This is a genomic window from Nocardia sp. MDA0666, assembly GCF_003023875.1.
In the GTDB taxonomy this organism is placed as follows: Bacteria; Actinomycetota; Actinomycetes; order Mycobacteriales; family Mycobacteriaceae; genus Nocardia; species Nocardia aobensis.
The window spans coordinates 266809-293246 of record NZ_PYHT01000004.1 but is presented as its reverse complement, the minus strand read 5'-3'; the positions used below and the strand labels follow the sequence as shown (position 1 = coordinate 293246).

Here is a 26438-nt window from a genome sequence, read left to right as displayed (position 1 = left end):
GGCCGAATCGGCCGTGCGCTCACTCGCCCACACACGCGCAGAACAGCTGCGCGGGGCCGCCGAGAGCTCGCGCCCGGATATCGGTATCGGTGGCCGAGATCCACGCGGCGCTGCCGGCGGCGATCGGCAATTCGTTCCCGGCCTGCGACAGCGCCACGGTGCCGGCCGTCACCAGCATGATGCCGGGTCCGACCCGCGGAATGTCGACCGCGGCGGCGTCCTCGGTCAATTCGAAGCGTCGCAGCGCGAATTCCGGGGCGGGCGTGGGGTACCGGAACGAGTTCTCATCGACCGGTTCGGGATCGATGATCGGCGTGCGCAGCGGTTCGAAATCCAGCACCCGCAGCAGCTCGGGCACGTCGACGTGCTTGGGAGTGAGCCCGCCGCGCAGCACATTGTCCGAATTGGCCATGATCTCGACGCCCATACCGCGCAGATAGGCGTGCAGGCTGCCGGCGGCCAGGAACAGGCCCTGTCCGGGTTCCAGCGTCAACCGGTTCAGCAGCAGAGCCGCCAGCACCCCGGCATCACCGGGGTACGCCTCGGCCAGCTCCAGGGTGGTGCGCGCTTCGGCCGCGAATTCCTTGGCCTGCCTGGGATATTCGAGCGGGTCGACCTGTTTGAGGTAGCGCACACATCCGTCGAGGACCTTCGGCAGCAGGGTACCCAGCATGGCCTGCGGCAGGGTGATCCAGGTGGTGAACAGGGTGCGCAGGCCGCCCGAATCCGGCTGGGCGGCAAGCAGTTCGGTGTACTGCACCAGTTCCGGCACCGCCAGCGAGTTCAGCAGGTCGACGGTGCGCAGCGGGTCGCGGAAACCGGCCAGCGCCTCGAAGCGGTCGAGTGCCACCACCAGCTCGGGCTTGTGGGAGTCGTCGCGGTAGTTGCGCATGGGGGAATCCAGCGGCACCCGCGTGTGGTTCTCCCGTTCGAATCCGTAGCGGGCCTGATCGGCGCTGGGATGCGCCTGCAGCGACAGCGGTTCCTCGGCGGCCAGGATCTTCAGCAGGAACGGCAGGCGGCCACCGAACGCCGATGCGACCGCGCCCAACTCCCGGTTCGGCTCGGCCTCCAGCAGTTCCAGCAGCGAGCGGCCGGCGCCGTCGGCGAGGACCTTCGCCGGGTCGGCGGGGTGGGCGCCGAACCACAATTCGGCCTCGGGATGGGGGGAGGGAACCTCCCGGCCGCACAGCTGAGCGAGTGCGGTGCGAGATCCCCAGGCATAGGAACGCAACGCACCAACGAGTTCGTGCACTAGTAGTGGCCCCCGTCGTAGTGGGCGGGACGGCTCGCGGCTGGGGGGCCGCCGAGCAGACGCAGATAGGCGGCGGCCATTTCCAGCCGCAGCACCAGCACCGCCAGTTGTTCGAGCTCGCTGCCGCGACCGGCCGCCGGCGCCTGGGATTCGCCCGCACCGGTATCGCGCGGCACACTCGCCTCGGTGCGCATCAGCTCGATGTCGACGTTGACCAGATCGGCGTCGACGATGCCCGCGCCCGCGCCGAAGACGGCCAGCCGGCGCCGGGCCGCGACCTGATCGCCGTCGGCGCTCACCACGAACACCCGGGCCCGATCGACCGGGGCCGGTCCGTCCAGTTGCTCGTCGTGGAACAGCGGATCGTAACCGGGCGCGGTCACCTCCGCGGATTCGATCAGCCGCGCGTTCGCGGCCACGGCCTCGGTGAGGTCGACGGCGGCCGCGATCTGTCCCGCGGTCTGCAACAGCACCTCGGCGCCGTGCTCGGCCACCACCGCGGCAGCGGGGGAATCGCCGGTCAGCACCAGCCGCCGTTCCCGCATCCGCGCGGCGAGGGTTTTGGCGGGGTTGTGGAAGACCTCGTGGTGCGGGCCGTCGCGCAGTGCCTCGGCATCGAGCACATCGGCGAGTTCGTCGAGGTTCGGGACCAGCGGTCCGATATGCATCGGATCGACGGCCTGCAGCACCGCGATGCCGACGGCGACGAATCGCAGCATCCGGTTGTGGTCGAGCACCCGGATCCGCGGCGGCAGCATGGCCGCCCGTCCGGCGGCCGCGGCTCGCATCGGGCCCTCGTCGGGCGCGGCGACCACGACTTCGGCGCCGCGGCGCAGCGCCCGGTCGACGGCGCCGGTCAGGCGCGGATCGGCCGAGTCGTCACCGGCGACGACCACCACGTCCAGCGAGCCGACCCACTGCGGAATCGTGGTGGCGCTGATGATGGGCAGCCCCGCGCGGTCGCCGAACGCGGCCTGCAGCAGAGTGGCCGCGCGGGCCGCGCGCCCGGTGCCGGAGACCAGCACCAGACTTCGCGGCCGCAGACCCTCGAGCCGGCCGAGCGCGTTTTCGGCGACGGCGGCCGCGGTGGCACGCACCTGGGCGCCCCCGGAGGCGGCCGAACGCAAAATTCCCCCGGAATCCGCGGCCTCCAACGAGGCGACGTCATCGAGGTCGAGTACGGGTGTCCCTGCGATCATCGGGCGTTGCCACCTCCCCTCAATCGGGTCACCACGCCGGGGGATGTCGTTGTCCCCGGGCGAATCCAAGCCCTGTGATTCCACTATTCCAGTCAGCCGCGCACGATGCTCAGAATCTCGGTCACGAGTGCGTCTACTTCCTCCTGCGAACGGGCCTCGACGTTGAGTCGCAACAACGGCTCGGTGTTGGATGCGCGCAGATTGAACCACGCCTGGCCGGGCAGTCGCACGGTCACGCCGTCGAGCCGGTCCACCGATTGCGCGCGCCCTTCGAATGCGGTGACCACCGCCAGGGTTCGCTCCTGCGCATCCGCTACTGTGGAGTTGATCTCCCCGGAGGCCGCGTACGTCGCGTACGAGGACGCGAGCTCCGACATCGGCCGGTCCTTCTCGCCCAGGGCAGCCAGTACGTGCAGAGCGGCCAGCATACCGGAGTCGGCACCCCAGAAGTCGCGGAAGTAGTAGTGGGCGGAATGCTCGCCGCCGAAGATCGCGCCGGTCGAGGCCATCTGCTGCTTGATGAAGGAATGGCCGACGCGGGTGCGCACGGGCGTGCCGCCGAGTTCGGTGACCAGTTCGGGCACGGCCTGCGAGGTGATCAGGTTGTGAATGATCGTGGCGCCCGGCTCTTTCGCCAGTTCGCGCTCCGCGACCAATGCGGTGATCGCCGAGGGGGAGACCGGTTCGCCGCGCTCGTCGACGACGAAGCAGCGGTCGGCGTCACCGTCGAACGCCAGGCCGATGTCGGCGCCGGTCTCGCGGACGTACTTCTGCAGGTCGACCAGATTCTTCGGGTCCAGCGGGTTCGCCTCGTGATTGGGGAACGATCCGTCGAGTTCGAAGTAGAGCGGGGCGATGGTCAGCTGCGGCACCGCACCGAGCACGGCGGGGACCGTATAGCCGCCCATCCCGTTACCGGCGTCCACGGCGATCTTCAGCGGCCGGATCGCGCCGAGATCGACCAGCCCGCGCAGGTATTCGGCATAGGCCTCGAGCAAGTTCTGTTCGGTCGCGGTGCCGCGGGTGCCCGGTCCGGCCGGCACGCCCTCGACGAGTTCCTCGGCGATGATCGCGAGCCCGGTCTCCTGGCCGACCGGCAGCGCGTTGGCCCGGCACAGCTTGATGCCGTTGTAGCGCGCGGGGTTGTGGCTGGCGGTGAACATGGCCCCGGGGCACCGCAGATGGCCGGAGGCGAAGTAGAGCTCGTCGGTGGAGGCGAGCCCGATGTGAACCACGTCGAGGCCCTGATCGAGGACGCCGTCGGCGAAGGCGGCGGCCAGTTCCGGGGAGGAGTCGCGCATATCGTGACCGATGACGATGCGCGTGGCGGGGGCGGCGTCGGTGCGCATCAGCCGGGCGAAGGCCGCGCCGACATCGCGGACGAATTCCGCGTCGATCTGCTCCCCGACAACCCCGCGAACGTCGTATGCCTTGACAACTGCGTGAACGGACTCGGCAGACCGGGCGACTGTCATGACCAACACCCTAATAGGGCCGCCGGCCCGTCCGGGCTTCAGGCCGGTCGCGCGTGTGCGGCGCGTGGTGCGGGCTCAGTTCGGGGGATCGGGTAGCACCCGTAGATGGCCGCGACGGCCGGTGCGGCCGGGCCGCTGGGGTCGCGCCGGGGGCGGGGCGTACTCGCTGTAGCCGCGCTGTTCGGGTTCCGGTGCGCGGCGTCGCATCCCGGCTTCTCGGACGGCCTCGGCCAGTGCGGTCAGGTCGTCGTCGTCCGGTGTGCTGGAGGAGAATCCACCTTCGTGCCGGACCAGTTCCCAGCCCTTGGGGGCGGTGATGCGGGAGCCGTGGGTTTCGCACAGATCCCAGGAGTGCGGTTCGGCGACGGTGGCGAGGGGGCCGACGACTGCGGTGGAGTCCGAGTAGACATAGGTGAGCGTCGCGACGGCCGGATTCTTGCAGCCTGGGCGGCAGCAACGACGCATGGGAATCACATCCAGCAGACTAACCCCCCACGCCGTGTGTCGCAGACAGACACGCGGGCCGGTCCCCGGCCACTTCGGGTCGCGCGGGGCTCCGGCTCCGGGGAGATCACGTGGCCCCGCCGCCGGCGCGGTGACTACTGTCGCAAGGTATGACCCGATCGAAGAGGCGGCCGGTGACGACCCGTTCGGTGGTTCGCCGCGGCCGCGGCGTGCGCGGACCGATGCTGCCGCCGTCGGCGCCCGCGCGCCGCACCCGCGGCCAGCAGTTCGACCGCCTGGTGCTGGAGGCGTTCGCCCCACTGGACGCCCGCTGGCACGATCGCCTGACCAAACTCGACATCGCGGTCGACGACGTCCCCAAGATCCGTCCGCTGCATCCGGATTCGGTCACCTGGCCCGACGAGGTGGTCGCCGACGGCCCGGTCCCGCTCTCCCGCCTGATCCCGGCCGGAGTCGACCGCCACAACGTAGCCACCCGAGCCCGAGTGGTCCTGTTCCGCAAACCCCTCGAACTCCGCGCCCACGACCCGGAAGACCTCCTGGACCTGTTGCGTGAAGTTTTGGTCCAGCAGATAGCCACCTACTTGGGCGTAGACCCGGAGATCATCGACCCGACAGGGGAGTAGGCGCGCAAGAACTGCCGGTCACCGCGTTCGCCGGTGAAGACGAACGCGGGCGACCATGAACAACGGGTAACCAAGAACGAGTGCCAAGCGGCCATGAACTAGTGCCGGGCGACCCGCTTTCCGTCGCCCGCCCCGCCCCGCCGAAGCGAAGCGAGGCGAACGGGGAACCCGAACAACAGATTTCGCGAGCACATGGGTAACTCACCGGGTACGCCCAGAACCCGACCAGCCCCGCGACCGCCGGCCCGAAGCGACACTCACCCGGCTCTCACGGCACGCAAGATTCCCGGAGAGGCGGGGGAGCGAGGCGGCTACGAGATGCCGCGCTTGAGGCGGCGGCGTTCGCGTTCGGACAGACCGCCCCAGATACCGAACCGCTCGTCGTGGGCGAGTGCGTATTCCAGGCACTCGTCGCGGACCTCGCAGCCCAGGCAGATCCGTTTGGCTTCCCTTGTGGAGCCGCCTTTTTCGGGGAAGAAGGCTTCCGGATCGGTTTGGGCGCACAGCGCCCGTTCCTGCCACTGTTCTTCGATGGTGTCGAACATCGCATCGAAGTCGGTGACGATGAGACTCAGCTGCGGTGGTTCGGGTTTGCGCTGAGTGCGCGCCCACTGCCCTCCCTGCGGAGTTCTGTCGAGCGATCCCGATTCGTTGTTCACCGTGCTGCCCCCCTCTCGTTCGTCGTTCCGGCTGTCAGCGCAGTCGCTTGGTGCTGCGCATGCTGTGGAATCGGTTTGCGATACACCGCCCGGAATGCCCGACGGGGCCAGCTCCTCGGCCATCGCTCCGCCTCCTCACTGTGTGTTAGCGCAGAATGATTTTTCCGTCGGACCGGACGTGCCCACCGACGGTCCCACACCGCGACGTAGTCCCGCGGACATCCCCGAGCTTGTCGTTCCGATGCGAACATGCGTTCGAAACGCGGTCTCCGCCAAAGGCTCTCGCGCGGACCCGGAATGACATGTCTGTGATTAGACACGCCGGACGCGTCGATGGTCAAGCTGCCGACACAATTCCGTTACTATCCGAGGCCGCCTTCGACGCGGTTCGGTAACCTCGAAGTAGCAAATGACCAGCAAATACGCACTCGAACCCCCGCTTCCGGGCACCGCATAGGCTGTGCGGATGTGACTGGAGAACAAGCGGACATCGCGGCCGAGATCGAGCGGATTGATCGTAAACCGCGCATTGCGGTGTTGGTCGGTGGAGTCGGCGGCGCGCGCTTCTTACAAGGTGTACGGGAACTGCTGCCGGAAGCGGATGTAACGGCGCTGGTGAACGTCGGCGACGACGTCTGGATGCACGGTTTACGCATCTGTCCCGACCTGGACACCTGCATGTACACGCTGGGTGGGGGTATCGATACCGAGCGCGGCTGGGGCCGGGTGGGAGAAACCTGGCACGCCAAGGAGGAACTGGCGAAATACCACGCGCAACCGGATTGGTTCGGACTCGGAGATCGCGATATCGCGACGCATCTGGTGCGCAGTGAAATGCTGCGCGCGGGATACCCGCTCTCGGCGGTTACCGAAGCGCTGTGCAATCGCTGGCAGCCCGGCGTGAAACTTCTCCCGGCAACCGACGATCGGTGCGAAACGCACGTTGTGATCAGCGACCCCGACAACCCTGGCGAACGCCGCGCGATTCATTTCCAGGAGTGGTGGGTACGGTACCGAGCAAACGTCGAGACCCATGGATTCGTCACAATCGGGGCGGATCAAGCCAAACCTGCCCCTGGTGTGACGGAAATCATAGAGGGTGCTGATGTGGTGCTGCTGGCCCCCTCGAACCCCGTGGTGAGCATCGGTGCGATCCTCGCGGTGCCGGGTATCCGGGGCGCGCTGCGGACCACCTCCGCCAAAGTCGTCGGTTTATCGCCCGTGATCGGGGGAAAACCCTTGCGCGGCATGGCCGATGAATGCCTCGAGGTGATCGGTGTGGAAACCTCGGCCGAGGCCATCGGACGGCACTTCGGCGCCCGCTCGGACACCGGCATCCTCGACGGCTGGCTCATCCACTCGACCGACGAGGCCGATGTGCCGGGGGTGGAGGTGCGGAGTGTGCCGCTGCTGATGAGCGATCCCGCCGCCACCGCCGCGATGGTGCGGGAGGCGCTCGACATCGCGGGGGTGCCGGCATGAGCGATCAGGCGCGGAGGCGGGAGCGGAGCGTAACCACGCAGCGCCCAGCTCATGCCGAAATTGAGCACAGCATGAGTGATCGAAACACCGACCATGCACCCGGCGGGGAGATCAGGATCATCCCCGTGCCGGGGCTACCGGAATTCCGGCCGGGTGACGATGTCGCGGAACACATTGCGGCCCAGGCCCCCTGGCTCGTCGACGGCGACGTGCTGGTCGTGACGAGCAAGATCGTCGCCAAGGCCGAGGGGCGCGTCGTCGAGGCACCCCGGGACCCGGACGAACGCGATGCCGTGCGTCGCAAACTCGTCGATGCCGAGGCGGTGCGGGTGCTGGCGCGCAAGGGGCGCACCCTCATCACCGAGAATCACATCGGCATCGTGCAGGCTGCCTCCGGGGTCGACGGTTCGAATGTGGAGCAGGGCGAATTGGTCCTGCTGCCGACCGATCCCGATGCCAGCGCCGCAGCGCTGCGGGCGGCACTGGCGCAGCGGCTGGGCGTCGACGTCGCGGTGGTGATCACCGACACGATGGGCCGGGCCTGGCGCATCGGCCAGACCGATGCCGCGATCGGTGCCGCCGGTCTGCGCGTCGTGCACGACTATGCCGGCGCGGTCGACGGGCAGGGGAACGAGCTGCAGGTCACCCAGGTGGCGGTGGCCGACGAACTCGCCGCCGCGGCGGATCTCGCGAAGGGCAAGCTGGGCGGCGTGCCGGTCGCGGTCGTGCGCGGGCTGACTCCGCACGACGACGGATCCACCGCCAAGGATCTGCTGCGCGGTGGCGAGGAGGATCTGTTCTGGCTCGGCACCGCCGAGGCGATCGAGCAGGGGCGCCGGGAAGCGCTGCTGCTGCGCCGCTCGGTGCGGACCTTCGCCGACACCCCGGTCGATCCCGAGTTGATCCGCGCCGCGGTCGGCGACGCGCTCACCGCGCCCGCTCCGCATCACACCCGGCCGGTGCGGTTCGTGTGGCTGCGGCAGCCGGAGCTGCGCGCGCGCCTGCTGGATTCGATGGCGGCGCAATGGCGTAACGACCTCGGTGCCGACGGTCTGGATCCCGATCGGGTGGAGCGCCGGGTCGCTCGCGGCCGGATCCTGTTCGACGCACCCGAGGTGATCATTCCGTTCTGTGTCCCCGACGGCGCGCACGACTATCCGGACGAGCGCCGCCGCGCCGCCGAGTCGACCATGTTCACCGTCGCGGTCGGTGCGGCTGTGCAGGGGCTGCTGCTCGGTCTGGCCACGCGCGGTGTCGGCAGCTGCTGGATCGGCTCGACCATCTTCGCGCCCGAGGTGACTCGCGAGGTCCTGGGTCTGGCGCCGGACTGGAATCCGTTGGGCGCCATAGCCGTCGGCTATCCGGAGGAGGAGCTGTCGCCGCGCCCGCCGCGCGAGGCGGGAACGGGTCTGGTCGAGTTGTGAGTACCGAGTCGTTGCATGCCTCGGCCACCGAGCTGCTCGAAAACTGGAGGCCCGCGACGCATCCGGAACAGTCCGTGCGGGAGGCGATGCTGGCATTCCTCGGTTCGGCGCCGCGCGGCTGTCTGCGCGAACACGCACCCGGTCACATCACCGCCTCGGCGGTGGTGTTCTCCCACGACGAGCGTGAGGTGCTGCTGACGCTGCATCCGCGGGTCGGCCGATGGATCCAGTTGGGCGGTCACTGCGAGCCGGGGGACGAGACCGTGGTCGACGCCGCGCTGCGCGAGGCGACCGAGGAGTCCGGGATCGCCGGACTGGAGGTCGAGCCCGGGCTGTACGGCGCGCAGGCCCACCCGATCACCTGCTCGCTCGGGGTGCCGACCCGACACCTGGATCTGCTGTTCAAGATTCGCGCGCCGCGTGGCGCGATTCCGGTGTGCAGCGCGGAGTCGACGGATCTGCGGTGGTGGCCGGTCGACGCGCTGCCCGCCGACTCGGACGTGCTGCTGCGCTGAATCGATCATCGCCGGCGGGACGGGGTGCGCGCAGCAGCCCGTCCCGCCTGGCCGTGGCGGACTGTCACAACGTGTTTACAAATCGGCAAAAATGTATAGACGTCCGACAGGTGTAGGCATATTGTCCACGGTAATGGTTACCCACATCACAGTGAATGTGGCAGCTGTATCGAATGGAGACGACGATGTCGACCGAAGCCGGAACCGCCGACGGCCTGCTCGACTCGGGCTGGCGTGACCGCAAGCGCTATCTGTGGTTGTGGGGCCTGTTCGCGCCGACGGGGCTGTTCATCATCGGACTCCCGCTCATCTGGGGTCTCAACGAACTGGGCTGGCACACCCTCGCGAAGGTGCCGTTCTGGCTCGGCCCGATCCTCATCTATCTGGTCATCCCCGCCGCCGACCTGTTCTTCGGCGCCGACGGCGAGAATCCGCCGGACGAAGTCATGGAGTATCTGGAGAACGACCGGTACTACCGCTACCTCACCTACATCTACCTGCCGTTCCAGTACGCGTCGCTGGTCATGGCGTGCTATCTGATCACCGCGGACAACCTGAGCTGGCTCGGCATCGGCGGCGGCCTGACCGTCGTGGACAAGATCGGCCTGGCCCTGACGGTCGGCATGGTCGGCGGCATCGGCATCAACACCGCGCACGAGCTCGGGCACAAGAAGGTGCATCTGGAGCGCTGGCTGTCGCGGATCGCGCTGGCGCAGACGTTCTACGGCCACTTCTACATCGAGCACAATCGCGGCCATCACGTGCGGGTCGCGACGCCGGAGGATCCCGCGAGTTCCCGTGTGGGCGAGTCCTTCTGGGCGTTCTGGCCGCGCACCGTGTGGGGCAGTCTGCGCTCCGCGTGGGGGCTCGAGCGGACCCGGCTGGAACGACTCGGGAAGCGACCGTGGAGCCTGCACAACGATGTGCTCAGCGCGTGGGCGATGTCGCTGGTGCTCTACGCGGCGCTGGTGGCCGGCTTCGGCCTCGAGGTACTGCCGTATCTGGTGCTGCAAGCGGTGGTCGGCTTCAGCCTGCTGGAGGCGGTCAACTATCTGGAGCACTACGGTCTGCTGCGGCAGCGCACGGCTCGAGGCCGGTACGAACGGCCGACACCGCGGCACAGCTGGAACAGCGACCACCTCGTCACCAATATCTTCCTGTACCACCTGCAGCGGCACAGCGATCACCATGCCTATCCGACCCGGCGCTATCAGACCCTGCGCAGCTGGGACGGGGCGCCGAATCTGCCGAGTGGCTACGCCAGCATGATCCTGCTCGCCTATTTCCCGCCGCTGTGGCGGCGCGTGATGGACAAGCGCGTCGTGGCCCACTACGACGGCGACCTCACTCAGGCGAACGTGCAACCGAGCAAGCGGGACAAGGTCCTCGCGCGTTATCAGGAGGCACGGTGAGCGACAATCGCGCAGCGGCTCACTGTGCCGACCGGGTGCGGGTGTCCCGCATGACACAGGAGGCACGGTGATGGGCGCTTTTCGTTGCCCTGTCTGCGATTACGTCTACGACGAGGCGAAAGGTGCTCCGCGGGAAGGGTTTCCGGCGGGCACCCCGTGGGAGTCGGTGCCGGACGACTGGTGCTGCCCGGACTGCGGGGTACGGGAGAAGATCGATTTCGAGGAGGCAACGTGAGTCGGCCCTATCGGATTTTCCAGTGCATCCAGTGCGGCTTCGAATACGACGAGGAGCAGGGCTGGCCGGACGAGGGTATTGCGCCGGGGACGCGCTGGGAGGAGATTCCCGACGACTGGACGTGTCCGGACTGTGGGGCGGCCAAGGCCGACTTCTTCATGGTCGAGATCGAACGTTCGTGAGTCGTTTTGACTGCGGAAGCCGCCCGTGACACCGTCGCGGGTATGCCGCGTAACGGATCCCGGGTCCCGTATCAGGAAGCGGCGCGCACCCTGTTGCGCACGTCGGTCCTCGATGCGATGCGGGAACTGCTGATCGAGCGGGACTGGGCCAAGATCACGCTCGGCGACGTCGCGACGCGGGCCGGGGTGAGCCGGCAGACGCTGTACAACGAATTCGGCTCCCGGACGGGGCTGGCGCAGGCCTATGCGCTGCGGCTGGCGGATCAGCTGGTGGACCACGTCGGAACGGCCATCGCCGACAACGTCGGCGATGCGCGGGCGGCGTTCCGCGAAGGCCTGGCAAATTTCATCCTCGACAGTGCGGCCGACCCGCTGGTGCAGTCCCTGGTGGTCGGTGAGGCCAAGCTGGATCTGCTGCGGTTGATCACGCTCGACGCCGGGCCGCTCATCGAACATGCCGCCCGGCGCTTGGCCGCGGCCTTCGAAAACAGCTGGGTGGGGGCATCGGCGGCGGAGGCGGATGTGCTCGCCCACGCCCTGGTGCGCATCGCCATCAGCTACATTCCGACTCCGGCCGCACTGCATCGCGACGCCCCGGAGGAGTTGAGCAGACTGCTCGCACCGTATGTGGAGGCGATTCTCGCCGCCCGGGACCGGACCGGCGGCCGGTAGCCCGAAATCCGTCCTGTGACAGATAACGATTTGTTCCGGCGCCGGTTGGGGTGCCGGCCGACAACCGCACCGGCCTACCACGGCCGGAACGACGGCGACGAACAGTCGCTGACCTGCGCGGTCTCGGTGGAAACGGTGGTTGCTGACCCGGTGCGGCGCAGCGGATTCGGGCCCACGCTGTCTGTGACTTCGGGTCCGCGTGTGTAACGGTTACCACTTTGCGGGTTTGAACCGGGCGTAACGGCCCCGGAGCCGCTACATATTTACCTGGCAAGAGTCCAGGTGAATTCAAGTGGGGCAATCAGTGCAAACGGTCGGCAAACGCTCGGGTTCGGCTGATCCCAAGAAGCATCTGTGGATGTTGGGATTGATCGCCCCGGGCTGCGCATTGCTCCCTTCCCAGCTGGTCGCCCGGACCGGCATCGAGGCGTTCTGGTGGATCGGGCCGATCATCGTGCTGATCGTGATACCGCTGCTGGACTGGTTCGTCGGCGAGGACGGCACCAACCCGCGCGACGAGGATTACGAGCGGCTCTCCCACGATCGCTACTACCGGTGGTGTACCTATCTGTTCCTGCCCATCCAGCTGACCGGACTGGTGATCGCGGCCTACATGTGGTCCGGTGACGAACTCGGCGTGGTGGACAAGCTGGGGCTGGCGGCGACGCTCGGTTTCGTCAGCGGTATCGGCATCAACGCCGCGCACGAGCTGGGGCATCGGGTGGAACGGCTGGAGCGATGGCTGGCCAAGCTCGCGCTGGCGCAGTCGGGATACGGGCATTTCTTCGTCGAACACAACAAGGGCCACCACGCGCGGGTGGCCACCCCGGACGATCCGGCCAGCGCCCGCTTGGGCGAATCGCTGTGGATGTTCCTGCCGCGCAGCATCTTCGGCGGACTGCGCTCGGCGATCCGGCTGGAACGTGACCGGCTGCACCGCAAGGGCCTCGGCTGGTGGAACGTGCGCAACAACATCCTGCAGGCGTGGTCGATGACGGTGGTGCTCTACGGCGCGCTGCTGGCGGTGTTCGGCCCCGGCATGCTGCCGTATCTGTTGCTGCAGGCCGTGATCGGCTTCGGGCTGCTGGAAACCGTGAACTACGTCGAGCACTACGGGTTGCTGCGCCGCCGTCTGCCCGGTGGCCGCTGGGCGCGCTGCTCGCCGGCCGACAGCTGGAACTCCGATCGGCTGGTCACCAACATCTTCCTGTTCCACCTGCAGCGCCACAGCGACCACCACGCCAATCCGGGACGCCGGTACCAAACGCTGCGCAGTACCCAGGAGGCCCCGCAACTTCCCGCGGGCTACGCGACGATGATCCTGCTGGCCACCGTCCCGCCGCTGTGGCGACGGGTGATGGATCCGAAGGTCGCCGCGCACTACGCGGGCGATCTCGGCCGAGCCAACATCGCGCCGCGCAAGCGGGAGCGCACCCTGCCCGTCTACCGGCTCGCGGGATAGTCGCGGCGTCAGACGGGAACCAGCTCGGTCCGTTCGGCGGGAGTTCCGGATGCTTCGGCGGGTTCGCTGTCGACCATCGTCGTCTCGTCGAAGGGCAGTTCCCGGTTGAGCACGGCGCGCAGCCGGACGTCGTCGATGGTCTTCGTCCAGGTCCCGACGAGGACGGTGGCGACGGCATTACCCGAGAAATTGGTGATGGCGCGGGCTTCCGACATGAACCGGTCGATGCCGACGATCAGGCCCACACCGTCCAACAGATCCGGGCGATGGCTCTGTAGACCACCGGCCAGGGTGGCCAGTCCCGCTCCGGTCACCCCGGCCGCCCCCTTGGAGGCGACGATCATGAACACCAGCAGACCGATCTGCTGCCCGAGCGAGAGTGGCTTACCCATCGCGTCGGCGATGAACAGTGAGGACATCGTCAGGTAGATCGCGGTGCCGTCGAGGTTGAACGAATATCCGGTCGGGACGACGATGCCCACGGTCGAGCGTTCGACACCGAGGTGTTCCATCTTCGCGATCAGCCGCGGCAGCGCCGATTCGGAGGACGAGGTGGAGAAGATCAGCAGATATTCGCGCGCCAGGTAGCGAACCAGCTTGACGATCGATACGCCCGAGCTCACCCGCAGCAGCGCACCCAGTACGCCGAAGACGAAGACCAGGCAGGTCAGATAGAAGGCGAGCATCAATGCCGCGAGCTGTTTCACCGCATCCAGCCCGGTGGCCGCCACCACGTTCGCGATCGCGCCGAAGGCGCCGATCGGCGCCAGCCACAGGATCATGGTCAAGATCTTGAACACCAGCTTCTGCGCGAGCCCCACGGCGCGCAGGATCGGTTCGCCCTGCGTACCCATGGCCTGGACGGCGAAGCCGACGAGCAGGGCCACGAACAACGTCTGCAGCACGCTGCCCGCGGTCAGCGACGACAGCAGCGATGTGGGGATGATGCTTTCCAGGAAGTGCCAGGTGCCGCCGGTGCTTTCGGCCTGCTTCACGTATCCGGCGGCCGCGCCGACGTGTTCGTGGACGTTCAGCCCACTGCCCGGCCGCAGCAGATTTCCGACCACGAGACCGATCGTCAGAGCCACCGTCGACATGATCAGGAAGTAGCCGAGCGCCAGGCCGCCGATCTTGCCGACCCGCGCCGCCGCCCGCACCGAACCGATACCGAGCACGATCGTGCAGAAGATGACCGGCGAGATCATCATCTTGATCAGGTTGACGAACATGGTGCCCAGCTCGCCCACCGACTTCCCGAAGCCGGGCGCGAGCCAGCCGACGAGTACGCCGGCCACGACCGCCACGATGACGGCGAGATAGAGCCAATGGGTACGGTCGCGACGGTGCGTCCGTGTCGAGTCGCTCATGATGTGCCTCCGGTGCTGCCCGATCTGTGCCTCGGGTTCGTACTGTGATGATGGGGGTGACCGTGACCTCGGTCACCATTACGTACGTTTCGTTCACGGGAGGGCCGTTGCGGGCGAAAGGCCGGACCGCGAGTTCGCCTGTGCGGCGCGCCCGGGGCATGACGCTGGCCGGCCAGGTCTTCGTGGTGCAGCTGGCGGTCCTGGTGGTGGTGATCGCGGTCGGGTCGGCGCTGGCGGTGTGGGAGGTGCGCCGCGAACAGGACGATGCGACGGCTCGCCGGGTGACCGGCATCGCGGTCGCCCTCGCTCAGGCGCCGTCCACGGCCGCCGCGGTGCGCACGCCGGATCCCACGGCCGTGCTGCAGCCGGTGACCGAACGGATCCGGCAGCGGACCGGAGTCGATTTCATCGTGGTGATGGCACCCGACCGCACCCGCTACACCCACACCGATGTCAGCCGGATCGGACAGCCGTTCAGCGGAAACATCGATCGGGCGCTGGCCGGTGCGACGTTCACCGAGACCTACACCGGGTCGCTGGGCCCGTCGATCCGGGCGGTCACCCCCGTCGTCGACGACACCGGCCGGGTCGTCGCGCTGGTCTCGGCGGGCGTGACCCGGGCCCGCATCGGCGATCAGGTGGGTGCGCAACTGCCGCTGATCCTCGGTGCGGCCGGCGCCGGTCTGGTGCTGGCCGTGCTGGGCGCATTCCTGCTGCGCCGCCGACTGCTGCGCCAGACCCAGGGACTGGGTCCGGCCGAACTCCGGACGCTCTACGAACATCACGATGCCGTGCTGCACTCCGTGCACGAGGGGCTGATCGTGTTCGACCGCGACCACCCGGAGGCGGCGGTGGTCAACGACGAGGCCAGGCGCCTGCTGGAACTGCCCGACGGCCCGGTGCGCCGCGCCGACCTGCCGGTGTCGCTGCGGCGTCTCGACGCCACGGTGGTCCGCGACGAGATGCATGTGACTTCCGCCCGCGTGCTGGTGGTCAACCAGGACGTCGTCTCCTGGGCGGGGCGGCGCCTCGGCACGGTCCTCACCATCCGCGACCACACCGAACTCCGCGACATCATGGGCGAGCTGGATTCCGCGCGCGGTCTGGCCGAATCGCTGCGGGCGCAGGCGCACGAGGCGGCCAACCGGTTGCACGCGGTGATCACGATGGTCGAGCTGGGCCATGTCGATCGAGCTGTCGACTTCGCGACGGCCGAACTGCGGCTGTCCCAAGCACTCATCGACCGCCTGACCGATGCGGTCCACGAGCCGGTCCTGGTGGCGCTGCTGCTCGGCAAGGTCGACCGGGCCATCGAACGCGGTGTGGAGCTGACCGTCGCCGAGGACACCGCGCTGGAATCGGTCGCCCCGCTGACCGCGCAGGAAGTGGTCACCCTGGTGGGAAATCTGGTCGACAACGCGGTGGACGCGGTCGCGCAGGATCCCGACGCGTGGGTGGAGGTCTCCGTCCGCTCGGAGGCGTCGGCGCTGATGGTCAGGGTCGCCGACAGTGGGCCGGGAATGTCGGAGGAGGCTTTCGCGCAGGCGATGGAACGGGGATATACGACCAAGGCCGAACATCACGGACTCGGCCTGGCGCTGGTCTGGCGGCTGGTGACCCGATACGGCGGTACGCTGCGGGCCGAGCGCAGCCCGGAATCGGCTGTCGTGGTGAGGATTCCGGTGCGATGACGGGGCAGCCGATCCGGGTGCTGATCGTGGAGGACGAACCGCGCATCGCCGAGGCGCATCACTCGTATGTCGCGCGGGTGGCCGGATTCGAGCCGGTGGGTGTGGCCGCCACCGGCCGCGATGCGATCCGGACGGCAACCCACGCTGCCGCCGCGGGAACCCCGATCGATCTGGTGCTGATGGATCTGGGGCTGCCGGATATCGGCGGGCTCGAGGTGACCGCCGCCCTGGCCCGCCTGCGGCCGCGACCCGATGTGATCGCCATAACCTCGGCGCGCGACCTCGAGATGGTGCGTGCCGCGGTCGCGCACGGGATAGCGCTGTATCTGCTGAAACCCTTCACCTTCGCGGCTTTCCGCGACAAACTCGAGCGCTATCTGGAGTTCCGGGCCGCGTTGCCGGCCGGTGATGCGACGCTGACCCAGCACGACATCGATCGGGCGTTGAGCGCACTGCGCACCGCCGATCCGAAAGCGGCCGCCCCGAAAGGTATTGCGCCGCAGACGCTCCAGGAGATCTCGCGGGCCGTGCGCGAGGCGCCGGACGGCCTGTCGGCGACCGAAACCGGCCGTGCCGTGGGCGTTTCGCGTGTCACGGCATGGCGCTATCTGGAGCAACTGGCGACCGACGGCGTGGTGGAACGCCGATCGGACTACGGCCGCGCGGGGCGTCCCCAGGTCCGCTACGTCTGGCGCCGGTGATGCGCAGCCAGTGGGGCGGCCAGGGGGCCGGGGCGGCCGCCGGCGCGGCCGGGACCGGAATTCGATCCGGCCGACCCGGCCGCACCCCGTCGGCGTACACCGAACGCGTGTGAGCGACTAGCCTGAGTTGTCGAACCGACATCCACCGAGAGGCTGATCCAGGCGCATGACGACCTCAGAACTTTCCGCTCAGACGAACCTGACTCCCGATGTCCGCAACGGCATCGACTACAAGGTGGCGGATCTGTCGCTGGCCGAGTTCGGCCGCAAGGAGATTCGACTGGCCGAACACGAGATGCCCGGTCTGATGGCGCTGCGGCGCGAGTACGCGGAGGTGCAGCCGCTGAAGGGTGCGCGCATCTCCGGTTCGCTGCACATGACGGTCCAGACCGCGGTGCTGATCGAGACCCTGGTCGAACTGGGTGCGCAGGTGCGCTGGGCGTCGTGCAACATCTTCTCCACCCAGGATCACGCGGCCGCCGCTGTCGTGGTGGGCCCGCACGGCACGATCGACGAGCCCAAGGGCACGCCGGTCTTCGCCTGGAAGGGTGAGACCCTGGAGGAGTACTGGTGGGCGGCCGAGCAGATGCTCACCTGGCCGAACGAGCCCGCCAACATGATCCTCGACGACGGTGGCGATGCGACCATGCTGGTGCTGCGTGGCGCCCAGTTCGAGAAGGCGGGAGTCGTTCCGCCCGAGGACGAGTCGCATTCCACCGAATACAAGGTGTTCCTCAACCTGCTGCGCGCGAGCCTGGCCGCCGATGCGGGTAAGTGGAGTGCGATCGCCGAATCGGTGCAGGGTGTCACCGAGGAGACCACCACCGGCGTGCTGCGGCTGTACCAGTTCGCCGCGGCCGGCGAGTTGACCTTCCCGGCGATCAACGTCAACGACTCGGTCACCAAGTCGAAGTTCGACAACAAGTACGGCACCCGGCATTCGCTGATCGACGGCATCAACCGCGGCACCGATGTGCTGATCGGCGGTAAGAAGGTGCTGATCTGCGGTTACGGCGATGTGGGCAAGGGCTGCGCCGAGTCGATGGCCGGCCAGGGCGCGCGTGTTCAGGTCACCGAGATCGACCCGATCAACGCGCTGCAGGCGCTGATGGACGGCTTCGACGTCGTCACCGTCGAGCAGGCGATCGCCGATGCCGACATCGTGATCACCTCGACCGGCAACAAGGACATCATCGGCCTGGACCACATGAAGGCGATGAAGGATCAGGCGATCCTGGGCAATATCGGCCACTTCGACAACGAGATCGACATGGCGGCGCTGGAGAACTCCGGGGCCACCAAGCTGAACATCAAGCCGCAGGTCGACCTGTGGACCTTCGATTCCGGCAAGTCGATCATCGTGCTGTCCGAGGGCCGGCTGCTGAACCTGGGCAACGCCACCGGCCACCCCTCGTTCGTCATGAGCAACAGCTTCTCCAACCAGGTCATCGCGCAGATCGAGCTGTGGACCAAGCCGGAGCAGTACGACAACGAGGTCTACCGCCTGCCGAAGGTGCTCGACGAGAAGGTCGCGCGCATCCACGTCGAGGCGCTGGGCGGCACCCTCACCAAGCTGACCAAGGACCAGGCCGAATACATCGGCGTGGACGTCGAGGGCCCGTTCAAGCCGGAGCACTACCGGTACTGAGTTCGGAAACGGTTGTCCCGCCGGCGCTTTCGAGCCCGGCGGGACGACCGTCTCCTGCGCCGCGACGCTCAGATCTGGCAGGTGGGGCTGGGGTGCAGCAACCAGCACAGCACCGAGCCCGGCTCGTTCGAACCGCTCGCCGAGCCGGATCCGAGCGGCGTGTCGGCGATCGCGGTGTTCGCCTCCGGCGTCCGGACTGTCGTCGCGGCGGCACAGACGGTGCCCGGGGTACATCCGTGGCTGATCTGGCCGAGCAGTTTCAACAGGTCGATGAGGCTGCTGCCGGCGCCGCCGTCGGTGGCCGAATCCGCACTTCCCGCGGTGCCCGCGACCGGGGCGGCCGGCTCGAGCGGGAGTGGTGCGGCCGCCGCGACACCGGCGGCGAGACCCGCGGTGATCGCGAGAGTCGCTGCGGCGGTACGTAATACACGAGAGATGAGCATGGGCGCCTTCCTGTTTTCGGGACGCTTCCTTCATCCCGCGCGGTGTCGCGGCCGTTATCCGGTGTGATGCCCCCAAAAGTAGTGCCTTATGAAACGTTGACGTTTCTGATAACGCGCGCGGGTGCGTGGAACAGGGCGGACGCAAAAGTTGTAACCTGCACGTTATGGGTGCACTCATCGCGGTAGAGGGCCTCGACGGCGCGGGTAAGCGGACGTTGATCGACGCCGTCGTCGCGGGCCTGCGCGGCCGCGGGCTGCGTGTGGACACGCTGGCCTTCCCGCGCTACGGCAGGTCGATCCACGCGGATCTGGCGGCCGAGGCGCTGCGTGGCCGGCACGGCGATGTGGCCGCATCCGTGAGCGCGATGGCGCTGCTGTTCGCCCTGGATCGCGCCGAGGCCCGCGACGAGTTGTCGAAACTGTTGGCGGACAACGATATTGTGCTGCTCGATCGGTATGTCGCCTCCAATGCCGCCTACAGCGCCGCGCGGGCGGGCGAACAGGCGGACGGCGAAACGAGTTCGTGGGTAGCGGAATTGGAGTTCGGCCGGTTCGAACTGCCGGTGCCCGATATCCAGGTGCTGCTCGACGTGCCGACCGAGCTGGCGATCGAACGCGCCCGGCGCCGAGGTGAACTCGACACCGCCCGCGCGCTCGACGCCTACGAACGAGATATATCGCTGCAGGAGCGTACGGCGGCGGTCTATCGTGTGTTGGCCGAATCGCGGTGGCACGGGCCGTGGTGGGTCCATGCGCCGCAGGACGATCCGGTCCGACTCACCGAACGACTGGCGGAAATGATTGGCCGATAGGGTGGCATGTGCGTCGGTAATGTAACCAGTGTTGGCGTGGTTGCCCGTTCCGAGCCGGAGAGATGACAACATAGTAATTATGAAGCCGAAGATTCTGGTCGTCGACGACGATATGGCGCTCGCCGAGATGCTCACGATCGTCTTGCGCGGCGAGGGTTTCGACCCCCATGTGGTCGGCGACGGCACGCAGGCGCTCACCGCGGTCCGGGAATTACGCCCGGATCTGGTGCTGCTCGACCTCATGCTTCCGGGCATGAACGGTATCGACGTGTGCCGGGTGCTGCGCGCCGATTCCGGTGTGCCGATCGTGATGTTGACGGCCAAGACCGACACGGTCGACGGCGTCCTGGGCTTGGAATCGGGTGCCGACGATTACATCGTCAAACCCTTCAAGCCGAAGGAGCTGGTCGCGCGGGTGCGGGCGCGGTTGCGCCGTACCGACGACGAGCCGGCCGAACTCCTGTCGATCGCCGACATCGTCATCGACGTACCGGCCCACAAGGTGACCCGTAGCGGTCAGCAGATCTCGCTGACCCCGCTCGAGTTCGATCTGCTGGTGGCCCTGGCGCGCAAACCGCGGCAGGTATTCACCCGCGAGGTGCTGCTCGAGCAGGTGTGGGGTTACCGGCACGCGGCCGACACCCGCCTGGTGAACGTGCACGTGCAGCGACTGCGGGCCAAGGTCGAGAAGGATCCCGAGAACCCTGAGATCGTGCTGACCGTTCGTGGCGTGGGCTACAAGGCCGGACCGCCGTGATCGCAGGCTCCAGAAGCCGCGTCGAGCGGCTGCTGGCAGCCGTGGTGGCCTGGTTCAAATCCGTCGGAGAATCGCTGGGCCACACGTGGCGACGATCGCTGCAGTTGCGCGTGGTGGTTTCCACGCTCACCCTGTCGCTGATCGTCATCACGATCCTCGGTGTGGTGCTGACCAGTCAGATCACCGACCGCCTCCTGGACGCGAAAGTCAATGCGGCCGTTGAGGAGATGGGCCGCGCCCGCAATACCGTCGAGGCGCAGCTGACGGGTGTCTCCGATTCGAGTACCCAGGCGGTCCGGTTGCAGGACGCCGTGCGCGCACTCTCCACCGGCAGCGGCAGTTCCTCCACCGGCGGGGCCGGAACCTACAACGTCGCCCTGGCGATGGTCGGCGACGGCCAGCAGGAGGTGACCGCCGGGCCGATGCTGGAGGTTCCCGCCGAGTTGCGCCGGTTCGTCCAGCAGAACCAGGTGAGTTACCAGTTCGCGACGATCTCGGATCCGGACGGATATCGCGGGCCGGCGCTGATCATCGGCAGCCCGAGCTCGGAAGTGCCGACCCTCGAGGTCTATCTGATCTTCCCGCTCAACAACGAGCAGCGCAGTCTGAGCCTGATGCGTGGCACCATGCTGATCGGCGGCATCGTGCTGCTGCTGTTGCTGGCCGCGATCACCGCGCTGGTGGCCCGGCAGGTGGTGTTGCCGATCCGCTCGGCCGCCCGGATCGCCGGACGCTTCGCCGACGGCCGCCTCAAGGAGCGGATGCTGGTCCGGGGTGAGGACGATATGGCCAGACTCGCCATGTCGTTCAACGAGATGGCCGAAAGTCTGTCCAATCAGATCACGCAGCTCGAGGAATTCGGCAACCTGCAACGCCGCTTCACCTCCGACGTCAGCCACGAACTGCGGACCCCGCTCACCACGGTGCGGATGGCCGCCGACCTCATCCACGGCTCCAGCGACGAACTCGATCCGGCGCTGGCACGCAGTGCCGAACTGCTGGTGACCGAGCTGGACCGGTTCGAGGGCCTGCTCAACGACCTGCTCGAGATCAGCCGCCACGACGCGGGTGTGGCCGAATTGCAGATCGAATCGCTGGACGTGCGCATGTGCGCGCGGGCGGCGGTCTCCACGGTCCGGCATCTGGCCAAGGAATCCGGCTGCGAACTGGTGGTGGATCTGCCCGAGGAACCGCTGGTCGCGGAGGTCGATCCGCGCCGCGTCGAACGCGTGCTGCGCAATCTGCTCGCCAACGCCATCGACCACAGCGAGGGCAAACCTGTCCTCATCCGGATGCGCGGCGACGTCGACGCCAACGCCGTCGCGATGGTGGTGCGCGATCAGGGCGTCGGACTGCGGCCCGGCGAGGAGAAGCTGGTCTTCAATCGCTTCTGGCGGTCCGATCCCTCGCGGATGCGGCGTTCCGGCGGTACCGGCCTCGGTCTGTCGATCAGTGTCGAGGATGCGAATCTGCACGACGGACGGCTCGAGGCCTGGGGTGAACCCGGCGCGGGCGCGAGCTTCCGCCTGACTCTGCCGCTGGTGCGCGGACGCAAACTCGGTGCGAGCCCCCTGTCGCTGGAACCGCCCAAGCGGCGGCTGGCCGATCTGCCCGCCGGTTCGGTGGACGCGGCCCACGACCCGGTGGACCCGGCCCCGGAAACCGATCCGGCAGGCGATTCGCCCGATCCGGCCGCGAGCCGGACGCCGGACGATGGGCCCGACGGCGCGGCGGGCGTTGCCGGTACCGTCGAAGCGAATGCCGATGCCGAACCGTCGGCCCGTACGACGTCGGCGGCCGAGGACTCGCCGGAATCGCCGGAGGGTGAACCGGCGGCCGAGCGGAGCTCGCCGAAACCGGCGGGGGAGAGCGCGGGCGGTTCGGACGACACCGCACGCGCCGACAAAGAGGACATCAATCCATGAACCGCACCCGTCTGGCAACGCTGCTCGCCGCGCTGTTCAGCTGCGTGCTGGTTCTCGCGGGCTGCGCCAATCTGCCCGATTCCTCGGCTCCGCAGGCGCTGGGCACGCTCAACCGTCAGCCGACATCGACCGGTCCGCATCCGCCGAACTCCGGGCGAGACCCGGATCTGCTGCTTCACGACTTCCTCGAAGCGACTGCCGATCCGGCCGACCACCATCGGACGGCACGGCAGTACCTGACGCCGGCGGCCGCGGAGGGGTGGGACGACAGTGCCCGCACCATCATCGTCGACAAACCCGACACTCTCAGGGAGTCGCGGTCGGATGACGCCGCGACGTACCGTATCCGGGCGCGGAAACTCGGTGAGCTCGCCGGCGACGGGTCTTTCCGTGCCCAGGACAATACGTACGAGACCCGAATCGAGATGAGCAAGGTCGGTGACGAGTGGCGCATCAGCCAGGTGGAACCGGGCGTTGTCGTCGACAGTTCCGCGTTCTACAAGGCGTATCGCCGGTATCCGCTGTATTTCGCCAACAGTGCTGGGACCACCATGGTTCCCGAATTGCGTTGGATCTCGAGCCCCAAGGATCAAATGACGCAACGGTTGGTGGGACTGCTGGCCGCAGGCCCGCAGCCGACCCTGTCGCCGGCCGTGCGCAACATGCTCGCCGCGCCCGTCAGCGTGCGCGAAGGTATCACCAAAGCCAACGGCGAACCGGATAACGTCGGCGTCGGCCTCGGCGGGGTACGCATAGATTTCGCCGGCGCTTCGGCTCTCGATGCGCACGGTAAGGAGATGCTGGCAGCCCAAGTGGTACTGACCCTGGCCGGGGCGGATATTCCCGGCCCCTATGTTTTGCTCGCCGACGGCAAGCCCCTGGACGATCGGTACGCCGGCGTGGGCTGGTCATTGGACGACGTGAGTGCGATGAATCCGACAACTCCCACAGGAGATCGGTCCCATCTCCATGCATTACGGGACGGCTCGCTGGTGGCCGTGGATCTCTCCAAGGGGCAAATCGTCCCTATGCCCGGATACTTCGGAGCCGCCCGAAATCTACAGTCGGTCGGATTGTCCGAAGAAGGAAAGCTGATCGCCGCCGTCGCCGAGAGCGGGGCGCCTGCACCCGCCCCGAGGCACACGCTCATCATCGGCAGCTATGACGGCACCTCGACGTTCTCGGTTGTGCAGGGCGACACCATCACGCGGCCGTCATGGACCTCCAGTGGGGAAGCGGCGTGGACGGTGGTCGATGGCACCCGGGTAGTCCGCGTCGCGCACGATCGCGGCACCGGCAACGTATCGATGCAGGACGTCGATACGTCGACGCTGACTGCGGGGGAGGCGAACAGCACCGACCCCGTGCCCCGTCTCCCGATCACCGACCTCAGTATTTCCCGCGACGGAACGCGCGCTGCCATCATCGCCGGAGGCAAGGTTTACCTCGCTGTCGTGGTTCAGCATCCGGACGGCAAGTACGCTCTGGTGTCGCCCCGGCCGGTGGCAATCGATCTCAGCACTACGGCCGTATCCATCGACTGGTCCACTCCTGATTCGCTCGTTTTGGCAAGAGAGGGAGACGTGAACCCGGTGGAGTCGGTGTTTATCGACGGTTCAGAGCTGACGCCACTGTCCAGTCAAAACCTGACTCCGCCTGTACGGGTCGTAAGCGCTGCTCCCGGGATTCTCTACGCGGCCGATTCACGTGCAGTTATGCAGTTGCAGTCGACAGGACCGGCGGCGGACCGGTTTTGGCGTGAGACGCCGGGGCTCGGTGCCAACACGGTGCCGGTCATACCGGATTGAACAATCGGATCTTCGCGTAAACCTGTTGTGCTCCAACGGATCTCGCGGTAATGTCGGCGGCGGACCGACGAGCTCGTCGAGCTCGGGGGGTTTCTCAGGGAGGGATTCGAATGATTCGCAAATTGTCTGTTGCCGCAGCATCCGCACTTGCCGTTGCAGTTGTCGGTATCGGGGTCGCGCACGCCGCTGACCTGCCGACTCCGGAGGGGACGGTGTTCACGGGCGAATATGCGCAAAATGATTGCGCCAGGGCGTTGGAGCAGGACCTCAACGCCCTCAATGGGGCAGCGCAGGGTACTTGTGACCCGGACGGGTCAGGTGGGTGGGTGCTGCACCTCGGCACACACTGACGGCGGGGACTCTGGTCCATCCAGCAACTAGAGCGCGGCCTGGGCATGCGGTCCGGACAACCCGGAACCGGATGCCCAGGCCATTCGTCGGTTCGGGCCGTCCCGAAGCCCGTCCACCCGCCACCTGTCGGTGCCCTCGGCCACACTGGGCCGATGCGGACGCTGCTGGATTTGGTCCTGCCGCAGTACTGCGGGGGATGTGGATCGGCCGGAACCGGATGGTGCGAGGAATGTGTTGCGACCCTGAGCGCGGGGCCGATGCGAGTGTGGCCGCGCACCGATCCGGGGGTGCCGTGCTGGGCGTTGAGCGGATACGCGGGGCCGGCGCGGCGCGCGGTGGTGGCGGCCAAGGAATCGGGCCGCCGGGATCTGGCCGCACCGCTGGGCCGCGCACTGGCCCGCGGCCTGGGCGGGCTGCGCGCTCCGGGCCGGCCGTTGATTCTGGTCCCGGCGCCGAGTCGCCGGGTCGCGGCACGGCGCCGCGGGGGTGATCCGGTGCTGCGGACGGCGCGCGTCGCGACCGGTTGGCTGCCCGATTGCCATCTCGCACCCGTGCTGTGGGCCCGTGGTGGGGTGCGCGACTCGGTCGGATTGAGCGCGCGGGCACGCCGGGACAACCTGGCGGGCCGGATCGCCGGCCGCATCGAATCGACCTCGGTGCTGGTCACCCTGGCGGCCGCCGACATCGTGCTGGTGGACGATGTCCTCACCACGGGGGCGACCGCGGCGGAATCGGTGCGGGTACTGGCTGGTGCGGGTGTGAACGTGCGTGCCGTGATGGTGACATGCGCCGCGTGAGTCGGAGAAATTTGCGTGAACAGTGGCGGACCGATCGTCGGCGTAATAGCGTTGCTGACAGAGCGATCTGACACCCGAACCCAGAGTTTGGAGGTGGCGACTCGGACGACTTCGTACCGAGCTTTCCGGCATGAGTGGCGGGCCACGGGTGGCAGTCTGCAAGCCCTTTCCGAATCCCGCGCAACCCTCTCTTCGTCCGGCTCGGTGCGGTTGCTAACCCGCCGCACATGATTCGGTTGTGCGGCCAGATCCGGGAGGTACGCGTGACGACTTCACGACCTTCAGTGAAAGAAGCAGATCCCTCGACCGGTACGGGCACCCAGCTGGGTTCCGATGAACTGAACGGAGCCGAACAGACTATTTCGGATGTGCCTCGGACGCCCGATGCGGACGTCGTGGTCAAGGGACGTAACGTCGAGGTACCCGATCATTTCCGCATTCACGTCGCGGACCGACTCTCCCGCTTGGAACGTTTCGACCCGTCGATCTACCTTTTCGATGTCGAGCTGTTCCACGAACGAAACCGCCGCCAGCGCAAGAACTGTCAGCGTGTCGAGATCACCGTGCGCGGCAAGGGTCCGGTGGTCCGGGCCGAAGCCTGTGCCGACAGCTTCTACGGCGCACTGGAGTCCGCGGTGGTCAAACTCGAGGCCCGATTGCGGCGCAGCAAGGACCGCCGCCGGGTGCACTACGGAGAGAAGACGCCGGTATCGGTCGCCGAGGCGACGGCCGCCCTGGTGGAAGACACCCTGCCCGCCGGCGCCGACGGATCCGAGTCGGCCGACCGCACCGATACCGAATCGGGCGAGTACGCCGGACCGGGGCATATCGTGCGCACCAAGGTCCATTCCGCGACTCCGATGTCGGTGGACGACGCCCTGTATCAGATGGAGCTCGTCGGCCACGACTTCTTCCTCTTCCACGACCGCGAGACCGATCGTCCGTCGGTGGTGTACCGCCGCCATGCCTTCGACTACGGGTTGATCAGGCTGGCATAGCGAGTGTCGGAAGCCGGACGGCCGGGGCCGAAACGCCCCGGCCGTTCGCCGTTCACCGGACCGGCGAGATTACCGTG

General features: G+C 67.6%; 25 protein-coding genes. 18 read left to right on the top strand and 7 right to left on the bottom strand.

Annotated features, from left to right (window positions below):
* Positions 1–19: 19 nt before the first annotated feature.
* The 4 genes from manA to C8258_RS09505 all read right to left on the bottom strand — a co-directional run bounded on the left by manA (position 20) and on the right by C8258_RS09505 (position 4394).
* The gene (gene manA, locus C8258_RS09520; protein WP_106954829.1) at positions 20–1255 is read right to left on the bottom strand and encodes a mannose-6-phosphate isomerase, class I; all 1236 of its coding nucleotides are present in this window, start codon (positions 1253–1255) and stop codon (positions 20–22) included.
* Positions 1255–2454, bottom strand: a complete 1200-nt coding sequence (locus C8258_RS09515) for a tobH protein (protein WP_106954828.1) — start codon at positions 2452–2454, stop codon at positions 1255–1257. Before C8258_RS09515 ends, manA begins: the two co-directional genes overlap by 1 nt.
* 92 nt (positions 2455–2546) lie before the next feature.
* Complete coding sequence (locus tag C8258_RS09510) at positions 2547–3929, bottom strand: phosphomannomutase/phosphoglucomutase (RefSeq protein WP_106954914.1); 1383 nt, start codon at positions 3927–3929, stop codon at positions 2547–2549.
* Between the two features lie 75 nt (positions 3930–4004).
* A complete protein-coding gene (locus C8258_RS09505) occupies positions 4005–4394 on the bottom strand; it encodes a DUF3499 domain-containing protein (RefSeq protein WP_036504562.1) in 390 nt (129 codons plus the stop codon).
* Between the two features lie 149 nt (positions 4395–4543).
* On the opposite strand from C8258_RS09505, the gene C8258_RS09500 reads away from it, so the two are divergent.
* Positions 4544–5020, top strand: coding sequence for a metallopeptidase family protein (locus C8258_RS09500; RefSeq protein WP_167331878.1), 477 nt, complete (start codon positions 4544–4546; stop codon positions 5018–5020).
* Positions 5021–5331: 311 nt separating this feature from the next.
* On the opposite strand, the gene C8258_RS09495 is transcribed toward C8258_RS09500, so the two are convergent.
* Positions 5332–5565, bottom strand: coding sequence for a WhiB family transcriptional regulator (locus C8258_RS09495; protein ID WP_036504657.1), 234 nt, complete (start codon positions 5563–5565; stop codon positions 5332–5334).
* 582 nt (positions 5566–6147) lie between these two features.
* Here C8258_RS09495 and cofD point away from each other — a divergent pair.
* The 8 genes from cofD to C8258_RS09450 all read left to right on the top strand — a co-directional run bounded on the left by cofD (position 6148) and on the right by C8258_RS09450 (position 13063).
* A complete protein-coding gene (gene cofD / locus C8258_RS09490; RefSeq protein WP_233224968.1) occupies positions 6148–7161 on the top strand; it encodes a 2-phospho-L-lactate transferase in 1014 nt (337 codons plus the stop codon).
* Positions 7162–7232: 71 nt separating this feature from the next.
* Positions 7233–8585: a coenzyme F420-0:L-glutamate ligase gene (locus C8258_RS09485; RefSeq protein WP_199195643.1), complete on the top strand. Its 1353-nt coding sequence runs from the start codon at positions 7233–7235 to the stop codon at positions 8583–8585.
* On the top strand, positions 8582–9100 hold the full coding sequence (locus C8258_RS09480) for an NUDIX hydrolase (RefSeq protein WP_106954827.1): 519 nt from the start codon (positions 8582–8584) through the stop codon (positions 9098–9100). The genes C8258_RS09485 and C8258_RS09480 overlap by 4 nt, the downstream gene beginning before the upstream one ends.
* A 185-nt stretch (positions 9101–9285) precedes the next feature.
* A complete protein-coding gene (locus tag C8258_RS09475; protein WP_106954826.1) occupies positions 9286–10512 on the top strand; it encodes an alkane 1-monooxygenase in 1227 nt (408 codons plus the stop codon).
* Positions 10513–10582: 70 nt separating this feature from the next.
* On the top strand, positions 10583–10747 hold the full coding sequence (locus C8258_RS09470; RefSeq protein ID WP_106954911.1) for a rubredoxin: 165 nt from the start codon (positions 10583–10585) through the stop codon (positions 10745–10747).
* On the top strand, positions 10744–10929 hold the full coding sequence (locus tag C8258_RS09465) for a rubredoxin (protein WP_106954825.1): 186 nt from the start codon (positions 10744–10746) through the stop codon (positions 10927–10929). Before C8258_RS09470 ends, C8258_RS09465 begins: the two co-directional genes overlap by 4 nt.
* A gap of 42 nt (positions 10930–10971) precedes the next feature.
* Positions 10972–11601 (top strand): TetR family transcriptional regulator, encoded by a 630-nt coding sequence (locus C8258_RS09460; RefSeq protein ID WP_062995573.1) that lies wholly within the window; start codon positions 10972–10974, stop codon positions 11599–11601.
* A gap of 358 nt (positions 11602–11959) precedes the next feature.
* A complete protein-coding gene (locus C8258_RS09450) occupies positions 11960–13063 on the top strand; it encodes an alkane 1-monooxygenase (protein ID WP_051024907.1) in 1104 nt (367 codons plus the stop codon).
* Positions 13064–13071: 8 nt separating this feature from the next.
* On the opposite strand, the gene C8258_RS09445 is transcribed toward C8258_RS09450, so the two are convergent.
* The gene (locus C8258_RS09445; RefSeq protein WP_106954823.1) at positions 13072–14430 is read right to left on the bottom strand and encodes a cation:dicarboxylate symporter family transporter; all 1359 of its coding nucleotides are present in this window, start codon (positions 14428–14430) and stop codon (positions 13072–13074) included.
* Between the two features lie 158 nt (positions 14431–14588).
* On the opposite strand from C8258_RS09445, the gene C8258_RS09440 reads away from it, so the two are divergent.
* From C8258_RS09440 to ahcY, 3 genes are all read left to right on the top strand, one after another.
* Complete coding sequence (locus C8258_RS09440) at positions 14589–16121, top strand: sensor histidine kinase (protein ID WP_106954822.1); 1533 nt, start codon at positions 14589–14591, stop codon at positions 16119–16121.
* Positions 16118–16822, top strand: a complete 705-nt coding sequence (locus C8258_RS09435; RefSeq protein ID WP_106954821.1) for a response regulator — start codon at positions 16118–16120, stop codon at positions 16820–16822. Before C8258_RS09440 ends, C8258_RS09435 begins: the two co-directional genes overlap by 4 nt.
* A 166-nt stretch (positions 16823–16988) precedes the next feature.
* Positions 16989–18470 (top strand): adenosylhomocysteinase, encoded by a 1482-nt coding sequence (gene ahcY, locus C8258_RS09430; RefSeq protein ID WP_036504546.1) that lies wholly within the window; start codon positions 16989–16991, stop codon positions 18468–18470.
* 68 nt (positions 18471–18538) lie between these two features.
* Here the strand turns inward: ahcY and C8258_RS09425 are convergent, their stop codons facing one another.
* The gene (locus tag C8258_RS09425; protein ID WP_106954820.1) at positions 18539–18913 is read right to left on the bottom strand and encodes a hypothetical protein; all 375 of its coding nucleotides are present in this window, start codon (positions 18911–18913) and stop codon (positions 18539–18541) included.
* Positions 18914–19077: 164 nt separating this feature from the next.
* Between C8258_RS09425 and C8258_RS09420 the strand changes: the two genes are divergently transcribed.
* The 6 genes from C8258_RS09420 to hpf all read left to right on the top strand — a co-directional run bounded on the left by C8258_RS09420 (position 19078) and on the right by hpf (position 26361).
* Positions 19078–19725 carry a dTMP kinase gene (locus C8258_RS09420; protein ID WP_106954819.1) on the top strand — a complete coding sequence of 216 codons (648 nt, stop codon included), beginning with the start codon at positions 19078–19080 and terminating at the stop codon, positions 19723–19725.
* A gap of 79 nt (positions 19726–19804) precedes the next feature.
* Positions 19805–20482, top strand: a complete 678-nt coding sequence (mtrA, locus tag C8258_RS09415; protein ID WP_106954818.1) for an MtrAB system response regulator MtrA — start codon at positions 19805–19807, stop codon at positions 20480–20482.
* Entirely contained in the window at positions 20479–22407 is a 1929-nt protein-coding gene (gene mtrB, locus C8258_RS09410) for an MtrAB system histidine kinase MtrB (RefSeq protein ID WP_106954817.1), read from the top strand. Before mtrA ends, mtrB begins: the two co-directional genes overlap by 4 nt.
* Positions 22404–24215, top strand: coding sequence for an MtrAB system accessory lipoprotein LpqB (gene lpqB, locus C8258_RS09405; protein ID WP_106954816.1), 1812 nt, complete (start codon positions 22404–22406; stop codon positions 24213–24215). The genes mtrB and lpqB overlap by 4 nt, the downstream gene beginning before the upstream one ends.
* A 503-nt stretch (positions 24216–24718) precedes the next feature.
* Positions 24719–25363, top strand: coding sequence for a ComF family protein (locus tag C8258_RS09400; protein WP_106954815.1), 645 nt, complete (start codon positions 24719–24721; stop codon positions 25361–25363).
* Positions 25364–25731: 368 nt separating this feature from the next.
* Positions 25732–26361 carry a ribosome hibernation-promoting factor, HPF/YfiA family gene (hpf, locus tag C8258_RS09395; RefSeq protein ID WP_232329548.1) on the top strand — a complete coding sequence of 210 codons (630 nt, stop codon included), beginning with the start codon at positions 25732–25734 and terminating at the stop codon, positions 26359–26361.
* Positions 26362–26438 lie beyond the last annotated feature (77 nt).

What these genes read in the sequence shown, in the direction of transcription:
- C8258_RS09435 (WP_106954821.1), top strand. Translation starts at nt 16,118, where the DNA reads ATGACGGGGCAGCCGATCCGGGTGCTGATCGTGGAGGACGAACCGCGC.
- C8258_RS09495 (WP_036504657.1), bottom strand. Translation starts at nt 5,565, where the DNA reads ATGTTCGACACCATCGAAGAACAGTGGCAGGAACGGGCGCTGTGCGCC.
- C8258_RS09470 (WP_106954911.1), top strand. Translation starts at nt 10,583, where the DNA reads ATGGGCGCTTTTCGTTGCCCTGTCTGCGATTACGTCTACGACGAGGCG.
- C8258_RS09485 (WP_199195643.1), top strand. Translation starts at nt 7,233, where the DNA reads ATGAGTGATCGAAACACCGACCATGCACCCGGCGGGGAGATCAGGATC.
- C8258_RS09425 (WP_106954820.1), bottom strand. Translation starts at nt 18,913, where the DNA reads ATGCTCATCTCTCGTGTATTACGTACCGCCGCAGCGACTCTCGCGATC.
- lpqB (WP_106954816.1), top strand. Translation starts at nt 22,404, where the DNA reads ATGAACCGCACCCGTCTGGCAACGCTGCTCGCCGCGCTGTTCAGCTGC.
- C8258_RS09510 (WP_106954914.1), bottom strand. Translation starts at nt 3,929, where the DNA reads ATGACAGTCGCCCGGTCTGCCGAGTCCGTTCACGCAGTTGTCAAGGCA.
- C8258_RS09475 (WP_106954826.1), top strand. Translation starts at nt 9,286, where the DNA reads ATGTCGACCGAAGCCGGAACCGCCGACGGCCTGCTCGACTCGGGCTGG.
- mtrA (WP_106954818.1), top strand. Translation starts at nt 19,805, where the DNA reads ATGAAGCCGAAGATTCTGGTCGTCGACGACGATATGGCGCTCGCCGAG.
- C8258_RS09445 (WP_106954823.1), bottom strand. Translation starts at nt 14,430, where the DNA reads ATGAGCGACTCGACACGGACGCACCGTCGCGACCGTACCCATTGGCTC.
- C8258_RS09420 (WP_106954819.1), top strand. Translation starts at nt 19,078, where the DNA reads ATGGGTGCACTCATCGCGGTAGAGGGCCTCGACGGCGCGGGTAAGCGG.
- C8258_RS09515 (WP_106954828.1), bottom strand. Translation starts at nt 2,454, where the DNA reads ATGATCGCAGGGACACCCGTACTCGACCTCGATGACGTCGCCTCGTTG.
- C8258_RS09460 (WP_062995573.1), top strand. Translation starts at nt 10,972, where the DNA reads ATGCCGCGTAACGGATCCCGGGTCCCGTATCAGGAAGCGGCGCGCACC.
- C8258_RS09440 (WP_106954822.1), top strand. Translation starts at nt 14,589, where the DNA reads ATGACGCTGGCCGGCCAGGTCTTCGTGGTGCAGCTGGCGGTCCTGGTG.
- C8258_RS09505 (WP_036504562.1), bottom strand. Translation starts at nt 4,394, where the DNA reads ATGCGTCGTTGCTGCCGCCCAGGCTGCAAGAATCCGGCCGTCGCGACG.
- ahcY (WP_036504546.1), top strand. Translation starts at nt 16,989, where the DNA reads ATGACGACCTCAGAACTTTCCGCTCAGACGAACCTGACTCCCGATGTC.
- C8258_RS09400 (WP_106954815.1), top strand. Translation starts at nt 24,719, where the DNA reads ATGCGGACGCTGCTGGATTTGGTCCTGCCGCAGTACTGCGGGGGATGT.
- C8258_RS09500 (WP_167331878.1), top strand. Translation starts at nt 4,544, where the DNA reads ATGACCCGATCGAAGAGGCGGCCGGTGACGACCCGTTCGGTGGTTCGC.
- C8258_RS09450 (WP_051024907.1), top strand. Translation starts at nt 11,960, where the DNA reads ATGTTGGGATTGATCGCCCCGGGCTGCGCATTGCTCCCTTCCCAGCTG.